The 16,119-nt window shown below is 47.7% G+C and carries 11 protein-coding genes; 2 read left to right on the forward strand and 9 right to left on the reverse strand.

Features of this window, described 5'->3' with window-relative positions; all coding sequences use genetic code 11:
* Positions 1-31: 31 nt before the first annotated feature.
* The 8 genes from ABD836_RS16615 to ABD836_RS16650 all read right to left on the reverse strand — a co-directional run bounded on the left by ABD836_RS16615 (position 32) and on the right by ABD836_RS16650 (position 13,159).
* A complete protein-coding gene (locus ABD836_RS16615) occupies positions 32-1,942 on the reverse strand; it encodes a CocE/NonD family hydrolase (protein WP_344938139.1) in 1,911 nt (636 codons plus the stop codon).
* Positions 1,943-2,053: 111 nt separating this feature from the next.
* Positions 2,054-4,453, reverse strand: a complete 2,400-nt coding sequence (locus ABD836_RS16620; RefSeq protein WP_344938141.1) for a TonB-dependent receptor — start codon at positions 4,451-4,453, stop codon at positions 2,054-2,056.
* Between the two features lie 507 nt (positions 4,454-4,960).
* Positions 4,961-5,887, reverse strand: a complete 927-nt coding sequence (locus tag ABD836_RS16625; RefSeq protein ID WP_344938143.1) for a LysR family transcriptional regulator — start codon at positions 5,885-5,887, stop codon at positions 4,961-4,963.
* Between the two features lie 844 nt (positions 5,888-6,731).
* Entirely contained in the window at positions 6,732-7,193 is a 462-nt protein-coding gene (locus ABD836_RS16630; protein ID WP_344938145.1) for an SRPBCC family protein, read from the reverse strand.
* A 123-nt stretch (positions 7,194-7,316) separates the two neighbouring features.
* Positions 7,317-8,252 carry an SMP-30/gluconolactonase/LRE family protein gene (locus ABD836_RS16635; protein ID WP_344938147.1) on the reverse strand — a complete coding sequence of 312 codons (936 nt, stop codon included), beginning with the start codon at positions 8,250-8,252 and terminating at the stop codon, positions 7,317-7,319.
* Between the two features lie 423 nt (positions 8,253-8,675).
* A complete protein-coding gene (locus ABD836_RS16640; protein ID WP_344938149.1) occupies positions 8,676-9,683 on the reverse strand; it encodes a TIGR03617 family F420-dependent LLM class oxidoreductase in 1,008 nt (335 codons plus the stop codon).
* Between the two features lie 28 nt (positions 9,684-9,711).
* Positions 9,712-10,710: a hypothetical protein gene (locus tag ABD836_RS16645; protein WP_344938151.1), complete on the reverse strand. Its 999-nt coding sequence runs from the start codon at positions 10,708-10,710 to the stop codon at positions 9,712-9,714.
* A gap of 70 nt (positions 10,711-10,780) precedes the next feature.
* Complete coding sequence (locus tag ABD836_RS16650) at positions 10,781-13,159, reverse strand: PEP/pyruvate-binding domain-containing protein (protein WP_344938153.1); 2,379 nt, start codon at positions 13,157-13,159, stop codon at positions 10,781-10,783.
* A gap of 149 nt (positions 13,160-13,308) precedes the next feature.
* Between ABD836_RS16650 and ABD836_RS16655 the strand changes: the two genes are divergently transcribed.
* Positions 13,309-13,959, forward strand: coding sequence for a TetR/AcrR family transcriptional regulator (locus ABD836_RS16655; protein ID WP_344938156.1), 651 nt, complete (start codon positions 13,309-13,311; stop codon positions 13,957-13,959).
* 307 nt (positions 13,960-14,266) lie between these two features.
* Positions 14,267-14,545, forward strand: a complete 279-nt coding sequence (locus ABD836_RS16660) for a hypothetical protein (RefSeq protein WP_344938158.1) — start codon at positions 14,267-14,269, stop codon at positions 14,543-14,545.
* 334 nt (positions 14,546-14,879) lie between these two features.
* Here the strand turns inward: ABD836_RS16660 and ABD836_RS16665 are convergent, their stop codons facing one another.
* Positions 14,880-16,022 carry a CaiB/BaiF CoA transferase family protein gene (locus ABD836_RS16665; RefSeq protein WP_344938160.1) on the reverse strand — a complete coding sequence of 381 codons (1,143 nt, stop codon included), beginning with the start codon at positions 16,020-16,022 and terminating at the stop codon, positions 14,880-14,882.
* Positions 16,023-16,119: the final 97 nt, after the last annotated feature.

Consider the following 16,119-nt stretch of genomic DNA (forward strand, 5'->3'; position numbering starts at 1 on the left):
CGCTAATACAAACACGAATTAGATAAACAACTCACGGCTCTTGCCCCCAATTTTGAGGTATTTCAAAGCCGTCACTAGTAGGTGTTTTACCTTTGGCCACACCGGGCATCTCGTCGTAGGCCATCAGTGGTAGCTGTAGCGTGGAGGGGGTTACACCACCTATCTGCAGCATATAGTTGCCACCTAGGAGCGTCGCCATTAACCCTAGTCGCGGATCGCAGGCGCGCGGCACACTACGAAAGTAAACTTGCACTGACAACGAACAATCTGTAGCGGCCTCTTGCGTTCGGAGCGAGAGGCGGATCGCGTGGCCTGGCAACACACCGTAAACGCGATGCAAAAATGGGAGATTTACCTCGTAGGCCTGATTCGGCACCAAGTACTCATCTGACTCAAGCAAAAGATAGGGGCGAATTTGGAGGCCGTTATCATCTTTCCAGCTCTTCACTCCGCCATCCTTGGCTATCATGCTGCCCATCACTGCTGAGCGCGTAATCTCGAATTCAGTGCCGTCGGGAGCCACATCGTAAAGCTTCGCAACAAGCATTAGATTAGTATTACTCGAACTAACGTAGACAGTGGCTGCAACGGGTCCTCCAATCATCGCACCGCTCTCCAAGGGAGCCGTGGTGAAGTCAATCAAGGCACCCTCAACACTGGGAGGAGCCCAAACAAGGCTAGTGGTTCCAGCCTCAACCGGCGCCGCTATAGACAGCAAACCGCTTGAATGCATAAAGTAGCGAGTGTAGGCAGACGTAAGCGGATAGCCGCCGGAATTAATCCAACGACCGGTATTACCGGGTTCGATCACCTGCATATGCATTGGTGTTAAAGTGTCGATTCCTGTGTCGATATCCTCAAGCCAGCGTTCAAGCCATTGGTACATAATGCCATCATCTAGGCCATCACCGTGCCCCCAGTTCCCTACAATGAGCTGGTACCGATCACTAACGGCCTCTCCGTGCATCAATGAACTGAAAGGATCGCGATTGTGAAAGGCATTCTGGAGAGAATTGTAAACGTCGACACCGCCCGACCCACTGTCATCCCATCCAGCTTGAATAAGCACCGGGATACCAGATTCAGCAATACCCATTGCATCTGCAATATGATCTCGATGCTGCCAGTAATCACGATAGTAGGCATTGTCGCCAGCCTGACCGTCCAAGTCATGGGTTTGTGAGTCAGCATAATTTGTGGCAGCGTAATTAATAAAGCTCGGACCGAAAACAATTGGCGACGCGAGCCCGGCAAAGCGCCAGGATACCGACGGAATACCTTGGAGCATATGAATTTCCCGGTATGGATCCCCCCCTGCACATGATGCAATCATCGCTTTAACAGGAGAATTAACACCCAGAACGGCTGCGGTATACATCGCGCTATGCCCGCGGTAAGAACACCCAAAAAGCACAACGCGACCATCCGATCCAGACAAGGTATTCGCAGCCCAGTTGGCAAGCTCAATACCGTCAAGTTGATCTTGCGGGCCCATGAAGCTGCCGCTGCCACCGGAACGCCCAGACCCACGCACATCTACATCCACAAAAATATAGCCACGCTCAACGAAGTAGTCAGCGGTGTCAAGGGCCGTACCAGCTTCCTGTGCTGTGTTGTAAGGACTCTGCTGGAGCATTACCGGGAAAATGCCCTGAGCAATCTCACCATTGGACAGACCTGTAGGAGCGTAGACATCCGCAACTAAGTCAGTGCCGTCACTCATCGCGATAACAACGTCACTAACTAAAGTAACTCCGTAAATCGCTTCCGGAGGCTCCCAAAAGCCGCCCGGATAGTCAGTAGTACTTTGAGCCAAAGGCACTGTTGGCTCGTCAACAAGTGGTGCGCTTTCATTTTCTGTACCTTGCTTAGTTTCGTCGAAAGAACACCCGAAAACGAACAAGATAAGGAACCAGCTATACAAAAATATATAATTCTTCACTAGCACTACTCCTTTATTATTATTTTTTGGGGACTCATGCTCTCATCTCGATCTAGCCCTATTCGCAGAGTAGATTGGCATTTATCGACCTATTTATCCGCGCCATTTCAATCAATGAAATTCATAATTCAGCTCGAGGCCAATATGTCTGACTTTTCCTAGTGTGATCGCGTTAGTTCCAAATCCTGAATACGTCGCGGACCCAGACGCCACGTATTCCTCATCAGCGAGATTGTTACCAAATAGGGAAATTCGCAGACCTTGATCATTCCAAGGGATCCAAGTTGCTCGTCCGGACCATGTCGTCACACCATCAATTGTGGCCTGCGCGCGAAACTGTGGTAAGCCGGCAGCAGCGTCACTACCCATAAACTGATCCGACCTAGTATTGCGACTAAGTACAAAGTCAAAGTCACCGGCGTTAGTTCTCAACGAATAGTTCGCTGACAGGCTGTACACATAACGTGGTATATATGGGAATGGTTCACCGCTGCGGTCAATAGCAATTGGTTCAGCGCTAACCGGATCCAATACCTCATCGTCGTATTCCAGGATTCGCGCATCAATATAGTTTCCACTAGCACGTAGCATCCAAGCATCACTCAACAACCAAGTAAGCTCCATTTCCGCACCTTGCATCTTCGCCAAGCCTGCATTGTTGGTTATATTTTGGGGAGCACCGAGTGATGATGCCTTGGTAACCAGTATCTGAACGTCTTTATAATCGGAATTATATAGGGCTAAATTAAGCCGCATACGCCGCTGCAAAGCATCAATTTTAACCCCGACTTCAGTACTGATCACGTATTCGGGGTCATAGGGCTCAATATCACCTAATACAACATTTAGTCCTCCGGACTTGAAACCTTCGCTAAAAGTAACGTAAGCCATCAAGGCATCAATCTGCTCCCAGCTAAAATGTTCAGACACATCCAAGGACAAACTCATCATTGGCGACAAGCGTTCAAAAGTAACTTCGCCCGTCTTTTTAGGACCTCTCGACAGTGGATTCTCAATACCTTCCAGCATATTGAACTGAGTTTCTGTCATAACCGTAATAGGTAATTCATTGGCAATAAATTCAGGCCAGGGAAGAACGCCAGGAATTGGGGGCGGCACACTCTGCGATCCAAATTCCTCCAATAACATTTCGCGTTTCTCATAGGAGTAACGCAGCCCGCCGGTGATATGGAGCGTGGGGGTGATATCGAAAAGAACTTGTGAAAAAGCAGCATACGATGTGTTATCAAACGAACTTAGTGTCGAAGTATTTATGCCCCGTACATATAGACACTTTTCACCAAGTAGCCCCCCCAAGGTACATATATCGCTAAGACTTGGTAAACCTGGAAGACTCTCAAAGCCAACCCAGCTTTCCCGAGTCAGCGCTTGCCCGGCAATCTGATTATCCATCGACTCCCAAGAAGCAAAAACCCCAACCGTGTACTGTAAGCGATCCGTTAGCGCGCTGCCCGAAAATTGCAACTCATTCCCTAGTGTGTAGCGGCTTCCGTCCTTATCATAAATACCCTGTCGTTTAAGTTGTTCTCTAGTGAATTCTGTATTTCGAACTATCAATAAATCGGTGGCATCAATGTCATAATCATTATTATTATCTCCCTTGAGTGCATAGGAAGTGATGCTTTTAAAGGTGCCCATCGGTAGATCCCACGTTAAACTAACGCCAAACAAAGCATCGCGCGATGAGAATTTATTACCGAAGTTTTCGGTCTGAATTTTTCCGGTACCTATCAATTTTTCTGCGTTACTACACGCTTCGTGGTATGCCTCTGGCCGTCCAGGCGTACGAGCGTAACTCAGTGAGGAACTCAGCGTTATCTGCTCACAGTAATAGGGAGGAATGTTTTCCTCTTGCTTATTGAAATAAGCTAGCCCTTTCAACTCCATGTCGTCATTGACGTTCCACAACACCTGGAGCGCAGCCAGCAAGCGATCGTCGTCACCCAATTCCTTACCAGTATCCACATCTTCGGCATAGCCATCCGAGCGAATTGACCCAAACGTCCATTTCGAAAAGAGCCTATCGTCAACCAGCGGAATATCGATTGAAATTCGCGCGTCTCGCTGCCCCAAACTATCAAGTTTACTACTTAGCCCAATGGCAAATTCATCCGATGGGTCTTTAGTGGTAACTAAAATCGCCCCACCTACGCTATTTTTCCCGAATAATGTGCCCTGCGGCCCCCTCAAGACTTGAACACTCTGTATTGCAACGGTATCCACAAGCTGGCTATCATTGCGAGCGAGGAACATACCGTCTAAATAAACAGCGACCCCAGGGTCGGACTGCAGATCCGTAAGCCGGACCTGACCCACGCCACGAATAGCGAATGCCCCCTGTTTACGACCTTCACGCTGATCCAGACCCGGAGCGATTCGAGCAATATCGGCAATAGTAGAAATATTCTGAGACGCCATTTCTTCGCTGGAAACCGCAGTGACCGCCAAAGGCACGTCCTGCTGGCTTTCGCTGCGTTTTCGTGCAGTCACCACAACTTCCTCGAGCGCGGAAATTTTTCGCTTGCTTTGCGCTGCCGCCAATGTTGGCATGAAAAGCGTCGATAATATTAGTGCCAGCAGGATATTCTTCGTAAAAATAACCTGATTCTTCGTAGATCGGTATGTATTCACCGAGGACTCCTGTTATTGGTATTGTAGGATCCTTCAATTTTAAGACGGCAATTATGCGGGAATGACAGGAAATATTATTTTTTCCATCCATTTCGGAATAACATTTGGATGCAAATTATTATGAACCCCGCTTCCGTCTACCAGATTGATTTAAGTACGCATCGACTAATCATTCAAATGAGTAATCCACATACTCCCTTACCAATTTTGCATGGACACACCCGAGCAACAATAGAATGGCCTAATTTCAATTCACTAGACCAGGCAGCATGATTAAGGGAAATCACTTCAGATCAGAGGATACTTAAATTGTGCTTCGTGGCATAAACCAATTACTGCAGAGGGGAAGTTAAGCGCTATCGAACGCTACACCGTAATACCGAGCTGTCGCATGACTAAGGATTTCAAACGCCGACTAGCAGGTGACAATTGCCGGCCTTTTAACTGCACAACATGATAAGGCGGCATAATGATCGGCCCGCGCAGCGGCAGGACCCGAAACTTCCCGCCGACAACCGGTCCGGTTAAGAAACTAGTGACCTCACTGGATAATAATGCAATAGCTGATGTCGAACCAACAATGGCAAGCATAGCAAGTTCTGACGTGGTATTTATCCTGTCTTTCGGTAATCTAATATCGGCATTCAATGCATATTCCATTGCTTCTAAAACAGGCTCACGATTAGTTTGTACTACCCATTCATAATCCATCAGCTCATCTATCGACACCCCTTCCGCATCTGCCAATGGATGATTCTCACCCACTAATACATTCTGTATCTCTGAACGTCCTTCATAGACTTCAAAATTATCAGCATCAAATCTCGGAGGTAATCTAGCTAGGACAAAATCATTTTTACCCTCAATTAAATCCTGTATTAACTCGGAACTTGTTTCTACATTTAGATGGACAGTCACCTTAGGTGATAACTCCTTCAGTTTCCTAATTGCCGGTATAACATATGCGACCGTAGCGCCAACGATCGACCCAACGGTGGCTACACCTCCCTCCCCAAGCTTGAGTTCATCTACTTCCTTAGACAAATCATTCAAATCAAGCAAAATACTATGAGCACGGCGTTCCAATGCTTCACAAATAGTCGTTGGTAACATCCCTTTTGTATGACGCTCAAACAATTGCACGCCCACAATATTTTCAATCTCAGACAACATCCGAGATGCGGCAGACTGTGTAATCGATAGGCTATCTGCTGCCAAGCCAAGCTGACGGCGATCCACAATAGCGTGAATGAGCCGCAGGTGATTCAATTTTAACTGCCTTGCAAGATCCATCTCGATATCAGAACTCTAAAACGTTAAATGAACTCACCACTAACCCACAGCGCTGAGTGAATATTTATCTGTTAAAATACTGATCTTATTATAAATTTCAACTTGCATACGATGACAAAATCCAGCTATTAACACAAGCAGATTCATCCCTATTAAGCATCTAATAATCAACACCTAACAATATATTTACTCTTACACTCAGCTTTACACCATATTAAAATCCCCTCCATCGGCTTACTATCTACCCAGCAGCCTGATTTTCATTTATTCTAATTCCCCACCCGAATGAATACTCACATTACTACCTCCAGTCTTACTGGTTTAATCCGCGCCGATAGTTTTGCAAGCATGATTTTTACGCATAGCCTTGCACTGTTGATACTTGGATTGGATTCCCAAAGAAAACAATGGAGTGCTATAAATTCCAACAATCAATTAATAACTGGTGAGCGCGCTCGCCTTATCCCTGTAAAAAAAGAAGAGAAGACAACCGCCTCACTTCTAGCAACATTCAGGGTGACTCCCGAGCTTGCAAAAGCTGTGTGGTCTGGCGCAGGTGCAAATATTGGGTCAAGAGCGGAAATCGATTGCTATAACAAAGTAGTCTTTAGGTCTGATGAGTTTAAAACAAGCGTCCCGATCGCTTGATTATCGCTAACACGGGAAAAAATCATGTTCCGCGTTAGTTGAGCCAAAGTTCAGTAAAGCTAGCCAATCCGTTGAACAGGTTGAAAAGTATCTCGGCGCTACAAAAGCCTTAGGAACAGATGCCCTACGGTCCTGACGACCCACCACCCAATGGTGGACCTCCTATGGTCAAGGTATAACTCCGATTTCAAATAAATTACTTTGATACTTTATTCTCAACATATTTCTTAAAGCGTCCAAGCATCCAGCGATTGGCCATACTCATAACTGGCCTCGTCAGCGCGTCCACCCAGCTTGAACCGCCACGGTTTTCCATGGCCATATACCAGACCACCCTGCAACTTCCATCGCCAAGATCAGATACGCGGTAATCTTCAATAAATTTTTCCGGATCTTTTTTGCTGCAACGTACGAATGTAAAGGCCATACGTTTGCCACGCTCCCACGCGACAAACTCCTCGTATCCAACGATACCGCCAACCATAGATACCGTACGCGTAGTGCCAACACCAAAGGGCTTGGGTGACGTCCACTCAACGTTCTGTATTGGAAGGGCCCAGACCGTCCAAGACTCGGCATCTTCAAACACATCGAAAATTTGTTCCGGTGTCGCCCGAACCACCTGTTCCGCTCTAAAAACATTTCTGGCTGTATCCAAAAAAGTTAGTCCCACAGGAGTACACTCGAAATTATCCGTCATTATTCTGCCCGTTAAGTAAGAAGTAAAAATACACCTACGACTTTAGCGCCTTCGCTAAAGTCGTAGCCCTTAGTAATCCACCTATTTCAACACCCAAAGACCATCGCCCGTGTAGCGTTCAGTAACGAGTATGCTTGCCTCGTCAAACAAAGGTGGGCCGGCTATGGTCACACTGGAAGGCTGAGCAAAGAGATTACTCGCTGTTTCCTGACGCAGGCCTCCAGCTAAATCTATTTGGAACAAGCCGCCGTTTTGCCAGTCCGTTACGATCAGACTGTCACCGACGACGGTCAGATCGTCCATGATACCTCTGGGTGCGATATTCTCTGGTTCCCCTGGCGTGCCGTCTGGGTTGATAGCTAGCCGTGTAACTTGTCCGCCGAAACCGGGCCGGTAGAAGGTGACGTAGAGCACGCCCTCGTGGTGTGCCAAGCCGTTGGGATAGTCCGGCAGGGTTGACAGCCAGGTATCCTGCGCCAAAACACGCGTCGGATCTGCGGGATCGATCGTTAAGTGGACGATCTTAGGCTCGATAGCCACAGGACCATCTGTTACATACAAGCCGCTCGGGGTTGCAACCATGCCATTGGGCAAAGTCATGCCCGTTAGGCTATAGCTAAAAACCGGGGTTGCGAGCGGGTCGTCAAGTGACATTGTGTACAAACCAGAAAAATCTGTGGGCCCTCCGCTCCCTGAGCATAGCGCATAGAGAATACCCTTGTCTTCAGACATGCCACTGCAACCAATGCCGTCAGGCAAAAGCGCATCGGCTCGATATTCTTGACCGTCGCGCTGAATCTCATAAAGATTAAATTGGCCACTGACGAATAGCCGACCACCTGAGGTAAATAAGCTATTTTCCAATTGAGGCAAGCTAACAATCTTACGCGGTGAGCCGCAATCTAGACATACATCATCGGCCGCGAGGTTTCCCGCTTCATAGGGACTACCGTTGTTTTTACAGGCAGTCAAAAAGACGACGCTAGAGAATATTAAGACAGCTAAACCGTAGTTCATTGTAAAACCATTTTTGGTATTTCGATCCTAACGCGGATCGAATAAATTTTAATCAGCCACGCCGTGGGACTTATATTATTAAATGCGTCGCATACGAGGGAAATCCGCTATTTTCAGCATACGCTCAAAGTAGACGTTAAGCTGAGAATGATCCTAGCTTTCCGTTGCCACCCAATAAGAAAATTCATTGCGGTAAGGCCACAAGCACCGGTATCTGAATTTTCTCCAGCGTAGCCTGAATTCCACACCTCAGGTCGCCTCTATTCCTAGCAAGTAAATTCAGCAGCATCAGCGGACAGAAGGTCTATCATCATTACATTTCCTGCCACGCTATGCCAATTCTACTGCCGATACTGCTAAAAAATTTTCCTGCAAATATCATTGACCAAAACATCTACCCTGTAGCTAGGGCCAAGAATGAAATTAGCTCTTTAACTCTTTAATTATTTTAGCCCACATTTTATCCGGCGCAGCGTAAGGTGCGTAAATTGCGAGTCTATCAGCATAGCTCCCGTATTGCTTTTTCAGTTTCCCAGCAATTTCATCGGGCTTACCGCGAACGCAGAAAGCGTCGAGAAAATCGTCATTAATGTAGTTTCCTAACTGCTCCCATTTACCTTCTTTTGAAAGCGCATTAAGTTTAGGTTGCAAGTCGCCCAAGCCCACAGCATCCATTGGCGGCCGGTAAGCTGGGGTGGTGGAATAGAAACCCAACAAGCCTTTCACACTTTGTTCAGCAGCCTGATATTCAGCGTCTGTTTCACCGGTTATAACAATAGCGTTCACCTGAATAATAAAGTCAGCTTCACTACGACCGGACTTCTCGAGGCCTTTCCGAACGGCCGGAAGCGCATTATTCTGCACAAAAGGCACACTATTAAATGGATGAATTATCAAGCCATCGGCAACTTCACCAGCAACTTGGGTCATCAGCGGACCAAGTGCCCCAAGCAGTATGGGTGGCACGCCATAGGGATTTGGACCGGGATTGAACATAGGCGTCATTAAGGTATGCCTATAATATTCGCCCTGAAAATCCAATTTACTGCCGTTCTGCCAACAATCAAAAAACGCTTTGACCGCCAATATATACTCACGCATGCGCGCTGCTGGCGGATTGAATGGCAATCCAAATCGCTTCTCGATATGTGTTTTTATCTGGGAACCAATCCCAAGCATAAACTTACCCTGGGAAAATTTCTGCAAATCCCAAGCCTGATAGGCGATGTGCGATGGATTTCTTGGGAAAGCAACCGCAATCCCCGTTGCAATGTCCAACTCAGGCGCATGTTCAGAAGCAAGCGCGAGTGGCAAGAAAGGGTCCCAACTACCTTCAAGAGTATAAACTCCGTCATAGCCAATCGCCGCAAGCCGCTTGGCTTCAGCAGCAGCACCGGCCATATCGGCATAAAATGGTCCGTCAATTTTCATAGGTGATACCTTAGATACTTGCTAAAAATTATTGATTAACTGGGTTCGGGCGATTGTATTCCAGCCATCCTATGCTCTCTTCACCACTATCAAAATAGCAGCGAATTAACGTTCGACGATACTCGGTGCGTTTTGGCGGAGTAAACGCATGAGTAATGTCTATTTCACTGCCAGCGATCGATTCAATTCGTCCAGCAATCAATCGCCCGCTTTCACAAAGTAGAGAAAAACTTCCGCGAACGGCGGAAAATGGCTGATTACTTATAAACTCCAGTTCAAAATTGGTTTTTGACAAATTTTCCATGTCATTCCCAAGCTCATGAAAGTAGCCCATTTGAATCAATGGCCATTCAGGAATCTCGACCTGTGTCGCTTGCAGGCTAAATTTTTCATTATTCACCACAAAGAATTGCCAGTTCATATCCCAGGGTCTTGGGCCCCAGGAATGATCGCGCTCACCACGCACAATAAGGTCGGTGAGATTATCTTCAATTGCCATTGTTCCGACCGCCTGAATGGGTTGTTCATAGCGATTAGTATTAAAGCCTTGGGCACTATGGCCTTCAACGCTGCCGCCACCGCGAGAGTAGGCTGAGCCCAGCGCAGTAATTTCCAGCACGAGGCTTACCGGCAACATCATTCCCTGCCGTGGGCCATAAGCGACTCGAGCAAAACCCTCAACTTTTAGACGGCCAGCCTGCAGTGGCGACAGGCAATCGTAACTAAAGTGGAGCCCCCACTGCTCGTAACAGAATACACTCTGACCGCCTAATGTAAGCGCCGAGAACGGCAGTCGGTTTTCCTCCACAATTAGCCAATCCTCCCCGTTCCAAATGTGTAGCCAGAACAAGATTCTCTGCTGAACAGGATGCCAACCAACACGACAATGGCCTGCCCCGCTGCCATCCTCGGTATACCAATCAAAAAAATACGACTCATTCCAATCATCATGAGACTGACTAAATGGATGACTAAACTCATCTTTTAACTCAACACCAAATTGCGTTAATTCTTGTTCGGAAAGCATACTTACCCCTTATGTTGAGTTTTTCTGTGGACTTACTCACGGCCGCCTAATTCAAAACCGTGAGCCGGAGCTACAATATGGTGACCACACCGGTATCTGCGTTAAGTCGAATCATATCGCCCGTTTTTATTTGCTTGGTGCCGTAACGAGCGTTCACTATCGCTGGCAATCCATACTCCCTTGCGATAACAGCGCCATGAGACACCGCGCTGCCAACGTCGGTAACTAAGCCTGCAATCATGCTGAAATATGGAGTCCAGCCAACATCTGTTATTGGTGCAACTAAAATCTCACCCGGCTGAATGGCCGCCGCCTCTGTAACACTAAACGCTACCCGCGCCCTTGCCTCGACAATACCCCGAGACACTGGGCGCCCGACTAATTGCCCCTCAATATCGAGGCTACGATTTCGGCCATCGATAGGCTGCGGGGCACCAACACATATCTCTTCAAACTCGAGTCGATTTTGAAAATCCAGAGCTCGCCGACGCATTTTAGTGTGCTGATTCCAATACCGATTAAACTCGTGGGAGCTGGTGTTTCGAACAAACGCCATTAATTCATCGTGCAAAAAGAAAAAAACCAAATCTGCATCATCGAGCTTATTTTCAGCCACAAGCTGATTTCCCAATGCGCGATAGCCACGCTTAAGTCTATTCGTAATATCAACCAACAATGATTTTGTAGCCTCTCTGCGCCTTACTGCATTGTGCGCCTTAGGCACAATCCAACGTAGTCCACGACTTAATCCAGAAACATCTGCCACGTCTGGACGCACGCTACTTAGCGGCCTCGTTAAACGTGCAGCAACGGACGCCTGCATGGTTGCCACCAATGTTTCTGGGGCATCTGACCAGCACACTTCTCGAACACAAAGCTCTCGATAAGCCCGATGACCGTGACGATCCAAAAAATCCGCAAACTTATGACCGACTGGTGATCCATTGCCGCGCAACCAAGCTAAAGCCACCCTCGGTGTAGTGTCGACAAAGCAAGCTTGCGCATCGTGGTGACGCGAAATTTCTTCGACAATTTCATCAAGCTGGTCAACGAGCACCGCAGATTCAACGTCCCGCGCACCGGCCATCAACCTGCCGGCCTCGGCCTCCTCTTCGGGGCTACTTTCCTGCCCGCCGGAAATCATAGCCTGCAGTACATTACTCGCAAACCCTGAGGTAGTTGATGATTGCAAATGAACCGCAAATGCTTCGTAGAAAAACGCCTTGCTTTCATCTAAGGCCATAGCAAGTTCGGCACTGCTACCCTTTACAGGAATCTGAAAAGCCTTAGCGCGTTGTTTAAATTCTTCGATCACTGCATCAGCCCGATGCAAATACCACAGCATTTTAATCATGCCGAACAAGCGAACAAAAATGGCTCGCTTAGGCGGTGGTTTTAACTCATCAACAATACGCCCACACAAACTCAAACCCATCGATTTCACATCGATGCCAAGCACAGTAGAGCCCGCTGCAGCAGACCCCGTCATATTGAGAAACATTTTACCGCTGCACATTGCCACCTGCGTCCAGGTATCGGTGATCGCAGCTCTGCCAGCATAGCTTACGTGCATATGCTGCATCCCATGTTCAATAGCTCGCCCCGTAGTCGAAAAAGTGAGAGGGCAACTTGCGCCGGGCATCATCTCGCCGATATTACACCGCGTCAGAACATCACCTGGGTTAATGGGCGTGTCTAATTCATTCAGGTCTGAACCGACCGTGGTCACTGGTCGAGCCTGCAACCAAAATAACTCCCCCTCTTTATTAAATGCCCATTCCATATCCAGAGGTTCATTGGCAGCAACCACCGCCTGACGCGCCTGCCGAACAAGCAACAATCGCTGCTCGGCCGTCAGGGTCGCGACGTCACCAACGAGCTCTTGGTAACAGAGCATATTGTCTAAATCGTATTCATAATGGTCTGGTGTCTCATCCCCACTCACCAGCGCCTCGCCTAAGCCGGGTACGGCGTCAATCACCAAACGGTCATGCCTTCCAGATACGGGATCCACACTAAACAGCACGCCAGCCGCTTCCGCATCCACCATTCTTTGCACCACCACAGACATAGAGCACTCATGGGCACCGTGTTGGTGACGGTACTCGCGTGCGCGCTGGCTATTCAGTGAGTCGACACACTGAAGCACAGCATCGACGAGCTTATCTTCACCCTCAACATCGAGTACGGATTCATAAAGCCCGGCAAAAGAGTGATCATTGCCATCCTCACCCAGCGCCGACGAACGCACCGCGACCTTCCCGCCGTCCATGGCGCGGTAATACCTTGCTAAAGTAGCGGTATCCAAGGTTTTTTTAGCATCGACAATGACAAAGCCGGTAGGTATTGCTAACCCCCACCCAATAAGCTTACGCAGCCCTGCAGCCTTACCTCCGACCTCTCCTGCTTGAGGGTCGATATCCTGTATCCACTCGAAGTGCGTTCCCATCTATATCACAGCCGTAATCTTATAATTATTTAATCAACAGACTATACGATCGTATTTTTTTATGCAAAAGTCAATCATCAAAATAAATTACTGCGTTAATAACGCTATAATCCGATAAACGTCGCAACATCACCGGTACAGCCTTAAACATGAGAACAGTTGATCGCAAAGCCCCCGCCACAACGACCGAAGACGACGCATTATCTAGACGCAGCAGAATACTTGCTGCTGCCGCAGACATTTTCGCCCAGCAAGGGTTTGACGGCACCTCCCTCGGAACCGTCGCTAATGCCGCCAAGGTAAAAAAATCTCTCGTGCAGTATCACTTCAAGAGCAAGGAGAACCTTTGGCAAGAAAGCATCCACTGGGTATGGAAACAGCGTGATCACGCACTTCCGAAATACTTACTAAAACTGCCCTCAGCCGATACCACCGATAATTCTCAGATGGTTCGCGACCTGTGCAGGCAAATACTGACCTTCACCTTCGACCAACCTCAATGGGTAAAGCTAATGTTTCAAGAAGCTTCGAAACCCGGCCCACGATTAGATTGGATGGTAGATACATTTTTCAAAAAGGATTTTTCTGACGGCAAGGCCATGATCGAGGTAGCACAGCAACAGGGCTTACTGCCGCACGTAAATGCTATGGATTTGCTGCACATACTGTCCGGGGCACTAATCTACTTAGTGAACGTTGCCCCGATTAGCGAACGGGTGCTAGGCGAAAAACCCAATAGCACACAGTACATCGACAGACACATCAATACCCTCATGCACTTATTACAAAACGCCAAATAAGCAGATCGCAACCACCGCATTGAAAGCTAGTGCTCTGGAGCAACGCATATGACGCACTCTTGCCTGACGGAAGCATTAAAATATCTAATTCGTCAGCATCCAACTATCAATAAATATCCGCCAATTTAGTTATAAACATTGGCTGCAGCCGGTAATATTTACGTTATTGTCACAAATAGTGACACTTTGTTAAAAAGTAACCATTTTACACACCCAATTGCGCCACTCTGGCATTGTATGCCGCTATCCCTATTCCTATAATCTCGCTCGAAATTTATATGGGTATTAATGAGGGGGTTTACTGGTCATGAGTATTTCGAAAAAATTACCTGCTGAAGTTCACACAGAGGAATATTTTGGCTGTGAAATTAAAGTATGGCGACCTGAAACAAACCAATACACAAGCTTTCCGTGGCGATATGAAATTTCTTTTAACGGGAAAACTTACCAGTATCCTGGCATTTCAAACAATATGAAGAGCAAGAAAGAAGCCCTAACCAGAGCCCACTGGAAAGCGAAATGTTTGGCTTTGGCTTGCAAGCCAGTAAACACTACATCAGGTCTTTTAATGGCCCGAGCAGGTTAATCTCAAAAAACGTATTTGCGGCTTACGCTCTCTTTTCACGAAAAAAAATCTGTACCACCGAGCTATTTCCGGTCATTTTCTAACTAACTTTAGAAATACTCACATTTACTTTATTCCAGATTTAACTCTCCTGAATTTCGTCAAAATTCAGCGACTTTTCGACACATCAAAACTGATTACTTTACATGGATATTTTGAAATCAGTAAAAGGCGAGGACCATAAAATAGAACGAAAATTTCTGTATAAAGCCACATCAAATTCTATTTCTAAACTATCTGTACCCCGCAAATAAAAAGGGCCACAAGGGCCCTTGAAACATTGCCTGACGCCGACTTAGCTTAACACCCCATCAGCGCGCAAAGCCGCTATAGTCGCCTCGTCATAGCCGGCAACGCTATTCAATACCGACTCAGTATCGCCACCTCGGCGCGGAGCACCTTTGGTGACTTCTGGCGCAGTACGGCTAAATTTAGGCGCAGGGCCTGGCTGAATGTGTCCATCGACTTTGATAAAAGATTTACGCGCAACATTATGGGGATGCTGCGGTGCTTCGGTCATCGACAAGATCGGCGCCACACAGGCGTCGGTGCCATCGAATATTTCACACCATTCGTCGCGGGTTTTAGTCAGAAAGACTTCGGTCAATCTGTCTTTTAGCGCTGGCCAACGCGCCATATCGAACTGGGGTTCAAACTCGGCGTCGTCTAATTCCATTTTTTCTTTTAGCAAGTGGTAAAACTGGGGTTCGATCGGGCCTACCGACATGTATTTGCCGTCGCGAGTCTCGTAGGTATCGTAAAAATGAGCACCCGTATCCAGTAGGTTTACACCGCGCTCGTCTTGCCAATCAAACATGCCGGTGTTCAAGCTACCGTACATCATGTGCATCAGCGATGCTGAACCCTCTACCATCGAGGTATCAACAACCTGCCCTTTACCGCTGCGTGTTGCCTCAAGCAGGGCTGATACCACGCCAAAGGCGAGATACATGCCACCTCCGCCAAAATCACCAACCAAATTAAGCGGCGGCACTGGCTTTTCCCCAGCGCGGCCAATGCCATGGAGCGCCCCAGACAGGGAGATGTAATTTATGTCGTGACCGGCCATTTGCGACATCGGCCCGGTTTGACCCCACCCCGTCATCCGCCCATAAACCAGTTTGGGGTTTCTTGCCATACACTCATCAGGACCTATTCCTAGGCGCTCAGTAACACCGGGGCGGAACCCTTCGATCAAGGCATCTGCGGATTCGCACAGTTTCAACACAGCTTCTATGGCGCGGGGATCTTTTAAGTTTAAGGCGATGGATTTTTTGCCACGCTCGCTAATACTATTCTCTACTTTAGCGTCTGCAGGCGCTGATTTCCGCGTAATGGAGATCACCTCCGCCCCCATATCCGCCAGCATCATTCCCGCAAAAGGCGCGGGACCTAGGCCCTCAAGTTCAATAATCCGCAATCCGCTAAGTGGTCCCATAATGTATTCCTGTCTTTATAATCGAGTTTATATTTATCTAATTTAAAGTGACGCCCGGTGTTGCTCCACGATATATATTCCGCAATTAGCCCGCTAT

This window comes from Zhongshania borealis (assembly GCF_039539625.1).
In the GTDB taxonomy this organism is placed as follows: Bacteria; Pseudomonadota; Gammaproteobacteria; order Pseudomonadales; family Spongiibacteraceae; genus Spongiibacter; species Spongiibacter borealis.

Coding starts and splice junctions, on each gene's coding strand:
- ABD836_RS16625 (WP_344938143.1), bottom strand. CDS start 5,887: ATGGATCTTGCAAGGCAGTTAAAATTGAATCACCTGCGGCTCATTCAC.
- ABD836_RS16635 (WP_344938147.1), bottom strand. CDS start 8,252: ATGAACTACGGTTTAGCTGTCTTAATATTCTCTAGCGTCGTCTTTTTG.
- ABD836_RS16640 (WP_344938149.1), bottom strand. CDS start 9,683: ATGAAAATTGACGGACCATTTTATGCCGATATGGCCGGTGCTGCTGCT.
- ABD836_RS16645 (WP_344938151.1), bottom strand. CDS start 10,710: ATGCTTTCCGAACAAGAATTAACGCAATTTGGTGTTGAGTTAAAAGAT.
- ABD836_RS16650 (WP_344938153.1), bottom strand. CDS start 13,159: ATGGGAACGCACTTCGAGTGGATACAGGATATCGACCCTCAAGCAGGA.
- ABD836_RS16655 (WP_344938156.1), top strand. CDS start 13,309: ATGAGAACAGTTGATCGCAAAGCCCCCGCCACAACGACCGAAGACGAC.
- ABD836_RS16660 (WP_344938158.1), top strand. CDS start 14,267: ATGAGTATTTCGAAAAAATTACCTGCTGAAGTTCACACAGAGGAATAT.
- ABD836_RS16665 (WP_344938160.1), bottom strand. CDS start 16,022: ATGGGACCACTTAGCGGATTGCGGATTATTGAACTTGAGGGCCTAGGT.